This is a genomic window from Hymenobacter taeanensis (genome assembly GCF_013137895.1).
Taxonomy (GTDB): domain Bacteria; phylum Bacteroidota; class Bacteroidia; order Cytophagales; family Hymenobacteraceae; genus Hymenobacter; species Hymenobacter taeanensis.
On record NZ_CP053538.1, the window covers coordinates 2,252,829 to 2,265,161 of the forward strand.

At 54.7% G+C, this 12,333-nt stretch carries 12 protein-coding genes; 5 read left to right on the forward strand and 7 right to left on the reverse strand.

All coding sequences use genetic code 11. From position 1 onward, the window contains the following. Window positions 1–103 precede the first annotated feature (103 nt). Window positions 104–1,711 carry an Rne/Rng family ribonuclease gene (locus tag HMJ29_RS09595; protein ID WP_171591273.1) on the forward strand — a complete coding sequence of 536 codons (1,608 nt, stop codon included), beginning with the start codon at window positions 104–106 and terminating at the stop codon, window positions 1,709–1,711. Window positions 1,712–1,901: 190 nt separating this feature from the next. Here the strand turns inward: HMJ29_RS09595 and HMJ29_RS09600 are convergent, their stop codons facing one another. Continuing rightward, window positions 1,902–2,573 (reverse strand): porin family protein, encoded by a 672-nt coding sequence (locus HMJ29_RS09600; RefSeq protein WP_171591274.1) that lies wholly within the window; start codon window positions 2,571–2,573, stop codon window positions 1,902–1,904. A gap of 89 nt (window positions 2,574–2,662) precedes the next feature. On the opposite strand from HMJ29_RS09600, the gene gldB reads away from it, so the two are divergent. Both gldB and HMJ29_RS09610 read left to right on the forward strand, forming a co-directional pair. Then, on the forward strand, window positions 2,663–3,694 hold the full coding sequence (gldB, locus tag HMJ29_RS09605; protein ID WP_262922229.1) for a gliding motility lipoprotein GldB: 1,032 nt from the start codon (window positions 2,663–2,665) through the stop codon (window positions 3,692–3,694). A gap of 59 nt (window positions 3,695–3,753) precedes the next feature. Continuing rightward, the gene (locus tag HMJ29_RS09610) at window positions 3,754–4,956 is read left to right on the forward strand and encodes a glycosyltransferase family 4 protein (RefSeq protein ID WP_171591276.1); all 1,203 of its coding nucleotides are present in this window, start codon (window positions 3,754–3,756) and stop codon (window positions 4,954–4,956) included. 63 nt (window positions 4,957–5,019) lie between these two features. On the opposite strand, the gene nth is transcribed toward HMJ29_RS09610, so the two are convergent. The 5 genes from nth to HMJ29_RS09635 all read right to left on the reverse strand — a co-directional run bounded on the left by nth (window position 5,020) and on the right by HMJ29_RS09635 (window position 8,049). Continuing rightward, complete coding sequence (gene nth / locus HMJ29_RS09615; protein WP_171591277.1) at window positions 5,020–5,739, reverse strand: endonuclease III; 720 nt, start codon at window positions 5,737–5,739, stop codon at window positions 5,020–5,022. Between the two features lie 131 nt (window positions 5,740–5,870). Next, on the reverse strand, window positions 5,871–6,101 hold the full coding sequence (locus tag HMJ29_RS09620) for an anti-sigma factor (RefSeq protein WP_171591278.1): 231 nt from the start codon (window positions 6,099–6,101) through the stop codon (window positions 5,871–5,873). Further along, complete coding sequence (locus tag HMJ29_RS09625) at window positions 6,040–6,675, reverse strand: RNA polymerase sigma factor (RefSeq protein WP_171591279.1); 636 nt, start codon at window positions 6,673–6,675, stop codon at window positions 6,040–6,042. Before HMJ29_RS09625 ends, HMJ29_RS09620 begins: the two co-directional genes overlap by 62 nt. Before the next feature lie 315 nt (window positions 6,676–6,990). Further along, entirely contained in the window at window positions 6,991–7,575 is a 585-nt protein-coding gene (locus tag HMJ29_RS09630) for a DUF6799 domain-containing protein (protein ID WP_171591280.1), read from the reverse strand. Between the two features lie 45 nt (window positions 7,576–7,620). Continuing rightward, window positions 7,621–8,049 (reverse strand): hypothetical protein, encoded by a 429-nt coding sequence (locus HMJ29_RS09635; protein WP_171591281.1) that lies wholly within the window; start codon window positions 8,047–8,049, stop codon window positions 7,621–7,623. A 187-nt stretch (window positions 8,050–8,236) separates the two neighbouring features. Between HMJ29_RS09635 and HMJ29_RS09640 the strand changes: the two genes are divergently transcribed. Continuing rightward, the gene (locus HMJ29_RS09640; protein ID WP_171591282.1) at window positions 8,237–9,520 is read left to right on the forward strand and encodes an MFS transporter; all 1,284 of its coding nucleotides are present in this window, start codon (window positions 8,237–8,239) and stop codon (window positions 9,518–9,520) included. A 263-nt stretch (window positions 9,521–9,783) separates the two neighbouring features. On the opposite strand, the gene HMJ29_RS09645 is transcribed toward HMJ29_RS09640, so the two are convergent. Continuing rightward, window positions 9,784–11,277: an alpha/beta hydrolase family protein gene (locus tag HMJ29_RS09645; protein WP_171591283.1), complete on the reverse strand. Its 1,494-nt coding sequence runs from the start codon at window positions 11,275–11,277 to the stop codon at window positions 9,784–9,786. A 350-nt stretch (window positions 11,278–11,627) separates the two neighbouring features. Here HMJ29_RS09645 and HMJ29_RS09650 point away from each other — a divergent pair, with 350 nt between their 5' ends. Further along, window positions 11,628–12,326: an SGNH/GDSL hydrolase family protein gene (locus tag HMJ29_RS09650; RefSeq protein ID WP_171591284.1), complete on the forward strand. Its 699-nt coding sequence runs from the start codon at window positions 11,628–11,630 to the stop codon at window positions 12,324–12,326. Window positions 12,327–12,333: the final 7 nt, after the last annotated feature.

A 12,333-nucleotide genomic window follows, 5' to 3' on the forward strand; every position in this document is an offset into this window, starting at 1 on the left:
AGGGAAGCCGGCGCCTTGTGCGCTGGCTTCCCTTTGCGGGTTTCGGGGGAATCCATAACCGCTAGGCCATACTTGCCAGATACTGCTCTAACCGCTTAATCCATTGAGTAACGAATTAATCATTAATTCTACTCAGGACGGAGAACGGATTGCCCTGCTACAGGACAAGCGGCTCATCGAATATCATTTCGACCGCAACGACACCGCTTACTCAGTTGGTGACATTTTCCTGGGCACGGTCAAGAAAGTTATGCCCGGTCTGAACGCCGCGTTCATTGACATTGGGTACCAAAAGGATGCCTTCTTACACTACGGCGACCTGGGAGAGAATTATCCCTCCCTGACGAAGTGGGTAAAGGGCGTTCAATCGCAGAAAATAACCGTCGGCCCTCTGAAAACTTTCCAGTTTGATGGGACGCTCGACAAAGTCGGTAAAATCGACAGCACGCTTAAGAAGGGCCAGCAGATGCTGGTTCAAATTGTAAAGGAGCCTATTTCTACCAAGGGCCCGCGCCTGTCCACGGATATCTCCATGGCGGGCCGGTATCTGGTACTGGTGCCATTTTCCAATACCATCAGCGTATCCAAGAAAATCGTCAGCAAATCGGAGCGGGAGCGGCTTAAGCGGCTCATTGCTTCTATTAAACCCGATAATTTTGGCGTAATCATCCGCACCGTGGCCGAAGGCCGGGAGGTGGCTGAGCTCGACAAGGATATGCAGAACATGGTGGAGAAGTGGGACAAGCTCTTCCAAACCCTGCGTACAGCCAAGCCGAACGATAAGGTGCTGGGGGAGCTGGGCCGCACCAGCTCCATGTTGCGCGACATGCTCAACGAGTCGTTTGATGCCATTACGGTAGATGCGGCGCCCATGTACGAGGAAATGCGGAGTTACCTGCAGCAGATTGCGCCCGATAAGCTTGGCCTGCTGAAGCTACACACCGGCAAAGTGAAGGTGTTTGAAAGCCAGGGAATTGAGAAACAGCTCAAGACCCTGTTTGGCAAAACCGTAACGGTGCCCGGTGGCGGCTACCTCGTAATTGAGCATACGGAGGCCCTGCACGTCATTGACGTGAACTCCGGTAACAAGAGCAACCAAGAAGGCGACCAAGAGGCCACAGCCCTGCACGTGAACCTCTCAGCCGCCCGGGAAGTAGCCCGCCAGCTTCGGCTGCGCGATATGGGCGGTATTATCGTCGTTGACTTCATTGATATGAAGTCGGCGGAGAGCCGCAAGAAAGTAGAAGATGCCGTGCGCGACATCATGAAGCACGACAAGGCGCGCTTCACAATTCTACCCATCACGAAATTTGGCCTGCTTCAGATTACCCGGCAGCGCGTTCGGCCTGTCGAAAACATCGTGACCGGTGAGGTTTGCCCCACCTGCGGCGGCACGGGTAAGATTTCGGCGTCTATCCTAGTAACCGACGAAATTGAGAACAGCATTGAGGACCTACTGGTAACCCAGAATCAGTCGGGTATTACGCTCAATGTGCACCCATTCCTGCACGCTTACTACACCAAAGGCTTGGTAAGCAGACAGATGAAATGGTATTTGAAGTATTATAAGTGGGTAAAAGTGATGAAAGACACTAGTCTGGGCCTCACAGATTACCGCATCGAGGATGAGCACGGCGAGGAAATCGAGCTGCACTCAGCCGCGGCGGCCATGAGCCGGTTGCAGGACCGGGAAATTGAAATAATTGACTGACGGATTTTTTCTGCGAGAAAACTCCTCCTGATAGAAGAAAAGCCCGCGCTGCTGAGAGCAACGCGGGCTTTTTGTTTAGTGGCCTAGAGTGGCCTAAAACTACCTTTGCGACCAGAGCGAGTACTCAGACAACAGGCCTAGAGGCCAAACCCAGATTCCTCGCTCTACTCGCAATAACAGCCTGACTGGTCTAAAACTTAATACCCAGGTCAAGGGCAAATTCGCTGTTCTTCAGGCTGACCTCTGAGAAGTTACGTTGCTTGTCGTAGTACTTCTCAATATTTACGAGGCCGCGGTGGTAGCTCACCCCCGCAAATACCTTGGTGCTCTGGCCTACCTGGTACTCGGTACCAAAGCCCAGCAAAACCCCGGCGTCGGGAATGATAACGTGGTCGAAGGCTTTGCTTTCTTTACCAGTGGAAGGATCGGTATACCGCTTGTCGCCGTCGATTTTAGCCGCAATAGCACCGCCTATTGTGCCACCCAGCTGAAAGTACAGCTTCGTATCGGTGGCAATGTCGTTGGTAAAGAGCTTCATGGTAACCGGCAGCTCCAGGTACTGAATGCCTAGTTTCTGCTCCACCCGGCGGCCCGTGTCGGGGTCGAGGAACAAGAACTTACCACCCTTACCGGTGAGTTGTAGGCCTGTGCTGAAGGCGTAGTTCTGACCAAAGAAATAGTCTACAATCAGGCCGCCTCCGAAGCCTACTTTACTGCCATTTCTCTGAAAGCCATACTGGGCCGGAGAATCAGTGCGGAGGCTGGTAATGGAGGGCGAAACCTTCAACCCTATTTCAACTTGCGCGGATGCAGCCCCGGCAGAAGCGCCGATGCAAAAGAGGGCGAGCAGTGCTTTTTTCATATCAATTGCAGAAGTACGATGAGCAAAACACGAAAGACAGCCATCCGGCGTTTCGTTTTGGCTAATTTCGCCGTAAATATAGAAGCGCAATGCACATTCCTGCCCGTATACGCCCCTGGCTGGCGGCCGTCCTGAGTTTAACGATACTGGCTTTGCCTAATTGCACCTCCAAAACGGAGAAGTGCGAAATAAACCCGGAGGTTGCGAAAATTGATGTGTCGCTACAGATTGAGCGGCTGGAAAACCCCTTTTTTCAGATTAAAACCCCCGCTGATGCCAACGCCTTCATTGCGCGAAATGGCCTTTTTGCCCGGCAGTTTCTGCAAAGCAGCCAGTACCCGGCCGGAGTGCTCAGCAACACGCTTGCTCGTTTGGCTACCAACCCAGGCCTGCGGAAGCTAGGCCACCAGGCCGATAGCACGTTTCAGGATACGGGCGCGTTAGCGGCAGAGCTGAAGCCACTGTTTCAGCACATCCGGTTCTACTTCCCAGATTTCCGGGTGCCACCCGTGAAAACATTCGTTAGCGGGCTCAGCCAGGATTTGTTTGTGAATGACAGTCTGCTGGTCATCAGCACCGATTTTTTTGTGGGCCCGAAGGCTGCCTATCGGCCTAATGTGCCCGGCTATATTCTGCGCCGCTACACCAAGCCTTACGTAGTGCCTACCGTAGCGCTGGCCATCAGCAGCAAATACAATCAGAAGCAGCTCACCAACCAGACCATGTTGGGCGAGATGGTGCAGTTTGGAAAGTCGCTGTATTTCGCCGAAAAGATGCTGCCCTGCACTCCTGATTCCCTGCTGATAGGCTACACCGATAAAGAAATGGCAGGAGTAGTGTTTAACGAGGGTAAAATCTGGGCGCACTTTATCGAGAAGAATCTGCTGTATAATACGGCTCCCTTTACTATCCAGAAATACGTGGGTGAGCGGCCCAACATTCCTGAGATTGATAAAACCTGCCCTGGTAGGGTAGGGGCGTGGATTGGCTGGCAAATTGTGCGTAAATACATGGCGGAGCACCCCAACGTGACGCTGAAGCAGCTGATGGCCGAGCAAAACTCTCAACGCATCCTTACGCAGTCGAAGTACCGGCCTAAGCCGCGCCGCGCCGAGCGCTAGGCCACTTGAATGGCAGCACCTTGGTGCGGTTCTCTTTTCTTCGGTTAACCTGACCGCTCGTGCACATTGCCGTCTTCAGCCAGTATCACACCAACCCCGACTGCCCCGCTACCAGTCGGCATTACTCGCTGCTAAAGCATATTGCCCGCACCCACCGCATTACGCTGATTACCACGCGCACCTGGGAGGCGCAGCGCCTTACGCAGCAATATCCCTGGCTGCCCGATGGCGTAGAAATGCGGGCCGCAGATGTGGCCTACGACAACCGTATGGGCGTTGCGCGGCGTGTACTATCCTTTGGAAAGTACGCAGCGTATGCCCTGAAAGAAGGGCTCAAAATAGATAAGCCCGATGTAATCTGGGGTATCAGCACGCCCCTGACGGCGGCGTGGGCTGCGGCACAGGTGGCACGGTGGCGGCGGGTGCCGTGGGTGTTTGAGGTGCAGGACCTGTGGCCATCCTTCCCGATTGCTATGGGAGCAGTGCCGAGTAAGCTGGCTCAGGAGCGTTTGTTTGCTCTGGAGAGGGGCCTGTATGAGTCGGCGCAGCATACGGTAACGCTTTCCCCCGACATGACGGACTACGTGCGTGGCCTAGGCCTGCCGGAGTCTAAAGTCACTACTATCTGGAACGGTACTGACCTCGATTTGGCTGCCCAGGCTACTGCTGAGGCCACTGAGGCCTTGCGCACCGAGTATAACCTGATTGGTCGTCGGGTGGTACTCTACGCTGGCACTTTCGGGCGTGCCAACGACATTCCGGCACTCATTGCCACCGCAGAACAACTGGCACCGCGCCTACCCGATGTAGTATGGCTGTTTATGGGGCATGGGTTTGACGAGCCGCGTCTACGCGAGGCGGCAGATCGGTGTCCGGCCATTCGGGTAGTGCCGCCCCAACCCCGGCACGAGGTATTTAAGTGGTTCCGGCTGGCAGAGGTATCGGTCGTGTCCTTTCTAGGCCTGCCCGTGCTGGATAGCAACTCTCCGGCTAAGTTCTATGATAGCCTGGCGGTAGGTACGCCGGTTATCGTCACAAACAGTGGCTGGACGAGAGAACTGGTAGAAATGCACCGCTGCGGTTGGTACTCCCCGGCCAGTGATGCCCCGGCATTAGCTACCAGAATAGCAGCTATGATGCAGCATGATGAGCAGCGCCATGCTGCTGGCGAGGCCGGCAAGCGAGTGGCCCATGAGGCGTTTAACCGGGAACAGCTGGCAATTCAAATGCAGCAGATTTTAGAGAAGGCAGCGGCCCAATAGCTTGCATAGGGTAAGGCAAACTCTCGGTTGTCAGGTTTTGTGCTGTCTAAAACTAGTTATAAACTATGTTGTGCTATCAGGTGAGAGTGAGGCTGGATCAATGCCCTTTAATAGGCCTTTTTTAGGCGCCGGGGCTGATTTCACAACCACTTCAGCGTAGTACTTGCACCAGCTTTTCAGGGGGCAGATACCGCACTTCGGGTTGCGAGCCACGCAGATATAACGTCCGTGCAAAATAAGCCAGTGATGCGCCTTCGGAATTACAGCTTCCGGAATGTACCGTACCAATTCCTTCTCTACCGCCAGCGGCGTAGTGGCCGTGCGCGATACCAGGCCTAGCCGATGCGACACCCGGAACACGTGCGTATCCACGGCCATGGCGGGCTGGTTGTAGATAACCGATACTACCACGTTAGCCGTTTTGCGGCCTACGCCAGGCAAGCGCTGCAACTCTTCAATAGTGCTGGGTACCTCTCCGTTGAAGTCTGACACCAGCAAGCGCCCTAACCCCGCAAGGTGCTTGGCCTTGTTGTTGGGATAAGATACACTCCGGATGAACGGAAATACCTCTTCCGGTGTGGCGGCGGCTAAATGTGCGGGCGTAGGAAACTGCTCCAGCAGAGCTGGCATTACCTGGTTCACGCGTTTATCAGTGCACTGGGCACTGAGCACCACGGCCACAATAAGCTCGTAGGGGTTAGTGTAAACGAGCTCCGTTTCCGGTTCCGGAAAGTGGGTGGTAAAGTACTCGAGGAAGTGGCGGAACCGCTCAGGTTTACGCATACGGTAGGCAAAACAAAGAGAGCCGCAAATAAACGGCAAAAACACGTCATCCTGCCACGCATACTTGCTGGCTCCAGAGCGGGAGCAGGCAGGCTACGCATGGCAGGATGATGATATACTTCCCCTTTCTCTTACCCCGCTTTCAGGAAGGTGCGGGAGTACTGCAGAATAGAATCAGTAGTCTTTTGGCTGGGAGTACGCTGCACACCGTTGAGCAGGCGCTGAGCCAGCAGCATATCGGCGCAGGTAGCGGCCAGCTCCGGGTCGTGCTGCAACGACTGTTCTACTTCTTGTTGCTGATCAGCCGGCAATTCGTTGTATACGTACCGGAGCAGTTTCTCGTGGGGTAAGGTTTTGATCATAGAAAACGGGTTGTGCGGCCATCTTCTTCCGCAGATTGATGAGCGCGTAGCGCATACGCCCTAACGCAGTATTAATGCTCACCCCCGTCGCGTCGGCTATTTCCTGAAAGCTCATGTCGCCGTAATGACGCATGATCAGGACTTCTTTCTGCGCCGTGGGCAGCTCCTGAATCAGCTCCCGAAGCCGCGCGTGAGTTTCCTCCCGCGTGAGGATAGCTTCGGCACCCTCTTCTGCCAACGACAACGAATTAAAGGCATGACTTGTTGTGTCCAGATTCAACAAAGGACTACGTTTTTCCCGCCGGAAGAAGTCAATGGCCAAATTATGCGCAATACGGCAGATCCAGGAAGAAAATTTTCCTTCCTCGTTGTACCGTCCGCTTTTCATAGTGTGGATAGCCTTAATGAAGGTATCCTGTAAGAGGTCTTCAGCTACATCCTCATCGCGCACGATAAGCATGATAGTGGTAAATACCCGGGATTTGTGACGCTCAAGCAGGAGAGCGAAGGCTTCTTCCTGCCCGGCAATGTAACGCGATATCAGAGCAGAGTCGCTCGGCTGCATGGTTTCCATAAAGGCTACGAGAATTAAGGGGCGTAGAGCTTTAGGCCATATAGTGCAGTTGCGGGGTGAAGACTCTGAATGAAGAAGAAATGAAGGGCGCTTGCCAAAATCAAATGTAGAAAACTAGCAGGCCAAACACAATGGGTAAATGACTTCCTGAAAAAATATTTTCAATAACTGAAAACCAAAGAATTAAATATTTTGAATGCCTAATTTTTTGTTTCAAAACAACCAAATCTTACCCAGCACTTAAGTAGAAAAAATATTTTAGGCAGCAAAAAGCCCGCCAAAGCGGGCTTTTTCAATCAGCAGAAGAGTTAGGCGCTAAGGCCGAAGTTTGGACTGCAGTTCCTGAATTTTGCTGTCGAGCGTCTGGCTTTCAGGGCTGGTGCCGCTCATACTCGCAGCGCGCTCATTCAGCAGTACAGTTAACTGTTGTAGAGTGGCTAATCGCTCTTCGGTGCGCTGTAAGGCTGCTAGCACCTCAGGGGCCACGGTGGTGTTAGGAGCGGGCGTGATAATCACTGTAGGTTTAGCGCCGGTTACCTGCTGGTCGTGGCGTTCAATGGCGGCAGCGGTTTTCATATCGTCGCGCAGATTTACAATCTGGCCCTGCATGTTGAGTGCCCGCCCTTCCTCGAGAAGCTGGCGGGTGCCGTCCTTGCTTACCATAATGCCATCGGGGCGAAGTGTAAGGCCATTGTCGAAGCGCATGGGGGCAGAAAGACGAGTTGCCTGCCCGGCTTGTAGACGCATAACCAGGCCATTGCGACGATACGCCCCATCTTTCAGATCTACCGTGGGGATAGATGCCGGGCTGGCTTGGGCAACAGCTTCAGAGAAGGCGGCAGTGACCAGCAAAAGAATGCTACAGAAAGCCAGTCGGGTAAGGAGTTGGAAAGTATGCATAAGAAGAGAGGGAAGGAGAACAGAGGGAAATAGTGCGGCTACTGCTCAGGCGCTTTCAAAATCTTGGCGCCGTGCTAGCCAGGCCAGGGCCGGCGCCTCAGCCGCGAACAGGCGCACGTGGTAATGCTCATTGGCCACAAGCGGGGCGCCCGCTTCTTGCTCGGAAGCGCTGAGCTGGGATGCGGCCAGCAAAAAGCAGACATACACCCGGCCGCCCAACTGCGAGGGCAGCCGCGGGAAAAACTCACTCAATACCCAATCTGTGTCGTCTTCAGAGGCGGGGCCACGTCCGCGCACGTCGAGCAGCCAATAACGGGCGCGGTGCTGCCGGGCTTTAACCAAGGCGGCCTCATAGCCGTGCACCAGCTCAGGACCGGTAATCGGGCGTAGCCAGCGCGCAGTTAATATCTGCAGGTCTTTGCGGTAGTGAAGCTCAACGGAATCAGGCGGCGACAACAGATTGGAATCGGGCATTGGCTGGGTGTTTGGAGCAGCAGGAGGGCGAACAACACTCCGTGTATACGGCTTCATTACCAGAATGGCTCAGCTACTTGCGGGAAGGGGCCTAGCCTTAGAACCTTCTAATTTGCCACCGTTCAGTTTCTGGCCCCCTGGTTTGGGGTTACCTTTGCGGTTAGTCGCTTTACCTCGGCTGCCTGCTATGTCTGCTCCTGATTCGGCTCTGCGCCACGACCCCTACGCCGCGCTGCGGATTCCTGATTTTCGCCGTCTTATATCTGCCCGTATTCTTCTCACCGTGGCCACTCGCATTCAGGGGTTGGTAGTGGCCTGGCAGATATTCAAGCTCACCAACGACCCCTTGGCTTTGGGCCTCATCGGCCTAACGGAAGCCATTCCTAGCATTGCCGTATCACTCTACGCCGGTCACGTAGCCGACTCCGTGCGTCGGAAGAACATCATTGTGGCAACGGTGGGGGCGCTGGTATTGTGTGCCGCGGCGCTGGCTTTCTTCGCCTCGCCGACTGGCTTGCCGCTGCTGGCCAAAGGAGCTTGGTTTACATTGCCCCTCTACAGCGTAATTTTTGTGAGCGGTATTGCCCGCGGGTTTCTGGGCCCGGCGCTGTTCTCCTTTATGCCACAGTTATTGCCCAGCCGGGAGAAACTGGCCAACGCCATCACCTGGAACAGCACCACCTATCAGGCGGCAGCCGTGCTGGGGCCCGCGGTGGGCGGTTACCTTATTGCCCACCTTGATGTAGGAAACTCTTACCTGGTAGCTACCGGGCTGCTAGCCATAGCACTGGTGCAGTTTATTGCTATTGCCTCTAGGCCACTGCCTGAGCTGGTTGGCGAGCGGCTTGGTCTGCAAGACAGCGTGCTTAGTGGCCTACGCTTTATCTGGAACAATCAGTTGGTGCTGGCCGCGCTTTCGCTGGATTTGTTTGCCGTGTTGTTTGGAGGAGCCGTGGCCCTGCTGCCCGTATTTGCCGTGGATATACTCAAGGTGGGCGCCGCTGGCCTAGGCCACCTCGAAGCAGCCCCGGCTGTGGGCTCAGTACTGATGGCGGCTTTCCTGACCTATTTCCCCCTGCGCCACCACGCGGGGCGTAAGCTGCTGTGGGCCGTGGGAGGGTTTGGGCTGGCTACCATCTGCTTTGCGGTATCCACCAGTTTCTGGCTGTCATTGTTCCTGCTCTTCCTAACGGGCGTCTTCGATTCCGTGTCAGTAATTGTTCGCTCCACACTGCTGCATACCTTCACCCCCGAGCATATGAAAGGCCGCGTATCGGCTGTAAACAATATTTTTATTGGCTCCTCTAACGAGATTGGGTCCTTTGAGTCAGGGGCAACGGCCAAGCTAATGGGGGTGGTGCCGTCGGTGATATTTGGGGGCGTGATGACGATGGTAGTTGTGGCCATTACCGCCCTAAAAGCCGATAAACTGCGCAAGCTTGATATGACTCCGCAGCCAGTGAAAGCCTAGCGAAAAGCTGACTTGCCTCACAAATGTGGATAAGTCTGTGGATAAGCCTGAAGTTGTTAACAAATTCTTTTGAAAAACCAAGTCAACATAGCCGCGCCTTCTAAATAATTTCAACTGCCAGAAAGCACCAGGATCAACAAACACCTTATTAGGCCACCCTAGGCACTCTCAGCAGGGGCCAGATAATTACAGGACCGGCACCAGAAGGGCCCCCGCCTAGCGGGGGCCCTTCTGGTTTTATGGTTTATAGCAGGGCAGGAACGTTAGCGACTGGCTTGCGCGGCTTTATCCACCTTTTTGGTGACTTTCTTGATTTTGGGTGCCGCGTCACGACTTTCCGTAATGGGTAGGGGGGCTGGGCGCGTGGTGTTGTCAAAGATCCACTCACGCACTTCAGCCAGGGCCTTGGGAGAAAAAGTAGGCTGCTGTACTCCGTTCACCAAGGGCCAGTCTTTAGTTTCGGGCTGGAACCAATGGTTTACACCAGAAAGCTTGTCTGACTTTACCTTGGTATTCTTAAGGCCTTTTTTTAGGATGGACAGGTTATGTTCTGGGTCTACCTGCAGATCGGCGGTGCCATTGAGGGCCAGCACCGGGCAGGTCACGTCGGGCAGCTTCTGGGTAGGATCAAAGTCGAGGAAGTAGCGCGACCAGGGCGAGGTAAGCTGCGCAGCACGGGCGCGCGCCATTTGTGGGTCGAGGTCGGTGTTGTTGAGGCGCAGGTTGGCCGCCACTTTGCCGCGGGCCTGGTTGTCGTTGGGCGTTTGACGCACAATATCAATTACGCGCTCATGAAACTCCAGGGCCGCTTTCACCTGGGCGGGGTTAGCCCCAATTAGCCGCAGAATTTCTAGTTGCTGGCGCACCAGCACATTGCGCCCCGTAAGGCCATAACCCGCTAACGACACTACAAAAGCTGGTTTGCCTAGCCCTGGCTGGGCGGCAGCCAACAGGGCTACGTTGGCTCCTTCACCATGCCCAATGAGACCAATCTGCTCGGGGTTGATAAGGTTGCGGGCCCGCAGGAACGTTATGGCGGCCTGGGCATCACCCATCAGGTCAGCGGTAGTAGCGGTAAGGTAGTTGCCTTGAGACTTCCCTACCCCACGGTCATCGAAGCGCAGTACGGCAATGCCACGGCGAGTGAGGTGGTCAGCCAAGATCCCAAACATATGGTAATCATACTGCTCGGCATTGCGGTCTTGAGGGCCGGAATCGGAGAGCAGGGCTACGGCCGGGAAGGGGCCGGGGCCTGCCGGAATAGTAAGAGTACCCGAGAGCCGGATTTTAGCATCGGCGTTGGTGAACGTAACTTCTTCTTCGCGGTAGGGAGGGGTGAGGCGCATTTTGCCGCCCGTAGCCAGCGGAGTAGCGGCCGTTACCACCCGTGTAAGCACCAGCGGCACCGAAAGGCCCGGCTGAGTCCAGGTACCAGTAAATTGGGTGCCGGCATCTTTCACCTTGCCCACAAAACGGCTGCCGGCCTGCTCAATGCGAATAGTAAGGTCGTTGCCCTTGAGCTCTACTTCGGCGGGCATCCGGCTAATGCGCTGCTGGGGGGCATCGAGGGCTGCGTAGTAGGTACCATTAGAGAGCGGCACCAGAGTAATAAATAGCTCAAGCGTGCCACCTGGCACCTTTAGCGGCCCCTTCCATTTTCCGTTAAGAACGGGAGTAGGAGTTTCGCCAGCAAGAGCTATAAACGGAAGCCCAAAAAGCAATAAAAAGAGGGCAAACGCATGTAAAGCTGTCTTCATAAAGTTAAACTCAAGAATGGAATTTTACCGCCTGAGAGCACAGTAAGAACGGAAAATACCAAACCTGACGCAGAGTTGCTAGCCAAGGTTTCAGCGAACCTCCTCTAATAGCCTATGCGCTCTGAAAAGGCAGGAAATTTGTCGCTTCATCCTGATTAGTTATTTGACTTCTCCAGTGAATATATAAATATACTTCTATATACGGCCAGTGGAGTGGCCTAGCAGGTGCCCCAACCTGAGCGTAATGTGTCTAATTGAGCTAGCTCATACTCTTATTACTGCTGTTTTCGTAGATACTATTTTTGCGGTGAGTGGTTCAATGGCAGCTCACAGATCTTTGGTAGTTGAATATGCTTCGTGTCTCTTTTCGGTTTTACTACGCTGGGCTGCTTATAAGCCTGTGGTTACTCAGCTTATCAGGCCGGGCCCAAACTGCTACATCCGCGCCAGTAAACCCCGTGCAGTGGGCCGATGAGCTTCGTGCTTTTGCCCGGCAAGACAGTCTTATGCCTCCGCCCGCCAGGCCTATTCTGTTCTATGGGAGTTCCTCTATCAGGAAGTGGGAAACGCTCCGGCAGGATTTTGCAGGCCGCCCGGTACTGAACCGCGGCTTCGGCGGTTCCCGTTTCCCCGATGCTCTCTACTTCTTCGATAAGCTGGTGGTGGCCTACCACCCCCGGCAGGTAGTGCTTTATGAGGGCGACAACGACATTGGCTCCGGAGCTACGCCGCAGGAGGTGTTCCGGTCATTTCTGGCGTTTGAGAAACTGATGCAGCAGAAGCTGCCCAAGGTGCCGCTGGTGTTTCTGGCCATCAAGCCCAGCCCGTCTCGCTGGGCGCTCTATCCCAAAGTTCAGGAGGCCAACCGTCTTATTCGGGAATACATTACGGCTCACCCCAAGCGCCTGCGCTACGTAGACACGGCTACGCCCTTGCTAGGCCCCAATGGCAGGCCCCAACCGCAGTTCTACGTATCCGACAGCCTGCACATGACGCCTGCTGGCTATGTGGTGTGGAAGCGGGTAGTGGGAAAGGGACTGAAGAGGTAAGGGCTAC

Excerpts from the sequence above, each read along its gene's own strand:
- gldB (WP_262922229.1), top strand. The coding sequence starts at position 2,663 with ATGCACATTCCTGCCCGTATACGCCCCTGGCTGGCGGCCGTCCTGAGT.
- HMJ29_RS09630 (WP_171591280.1), bottom strand. The coding sequence starts at position 7,575 with ATGCATACTTTCCAACTCCTTACCCGACTGGCTTTCTGTAGCATTCTT.
- HMJ29_RS09640 (WP_171591282.1), top strand. The coding sequence starts at position 8,237 with ATGTCTGCTCCTGATTCGGCTCTGCGCCACGACCCCTACGCCGCGCTG.
- HMJ29_RS09600 (WP_171591274.1), bottom strand. The coding sequence starts at position 2,573 with ATGAAAAAAGCACTGCTCGCCCTCTTTTGCATCGGCGCTTCTGCCGGG.
- HMJ29_RS09625 (WP_171591279.1), bottom strand. The coding sequence starts at position 6,675 with ATGGAAACCATGCAGCCGAGCGACTCTGCTCTGATATCGCGTTACATT.
- HMJ29_RS09635 (WP_171591281.1), bottom strand. The coding sequence starts at position 8,049 with ATGCCCGATTCCAATCTGTTGTCGCCGCCTGATTCCGTTGAGCTTCAC.
- HMJ29_RS09620 (WP_171591278.1), bottom strand. The coding sequence starts at position 6,101 with ATGATCAAAACCTTACCCCACGAGAAACTGCTCCGGTACGTATACAAC.
- HMJ29_RS09650 (WP_171591284.1), top strand. The coding sequence starts at position 11,628 with ATGCTTCGTGTCTCTTTTCGGTTTTACTACGCTGGGCTGCTTATAAGC.
- nth (WP_171591277.1), bottom strand. The coding sequence starts at position 5,739 with ATGCGTAAACCTGAGCGGTTCCGCCACTTCCTCGAGTACTTTACCACC.
- HMJ29_RS09645 (WP_171591283.1), bottom strand. The coding sequence starts at position 11,277 with ATGAAGACAGCTTTACATGCGTTTGCCCTCTTTTTATTGCTTTTTGGG.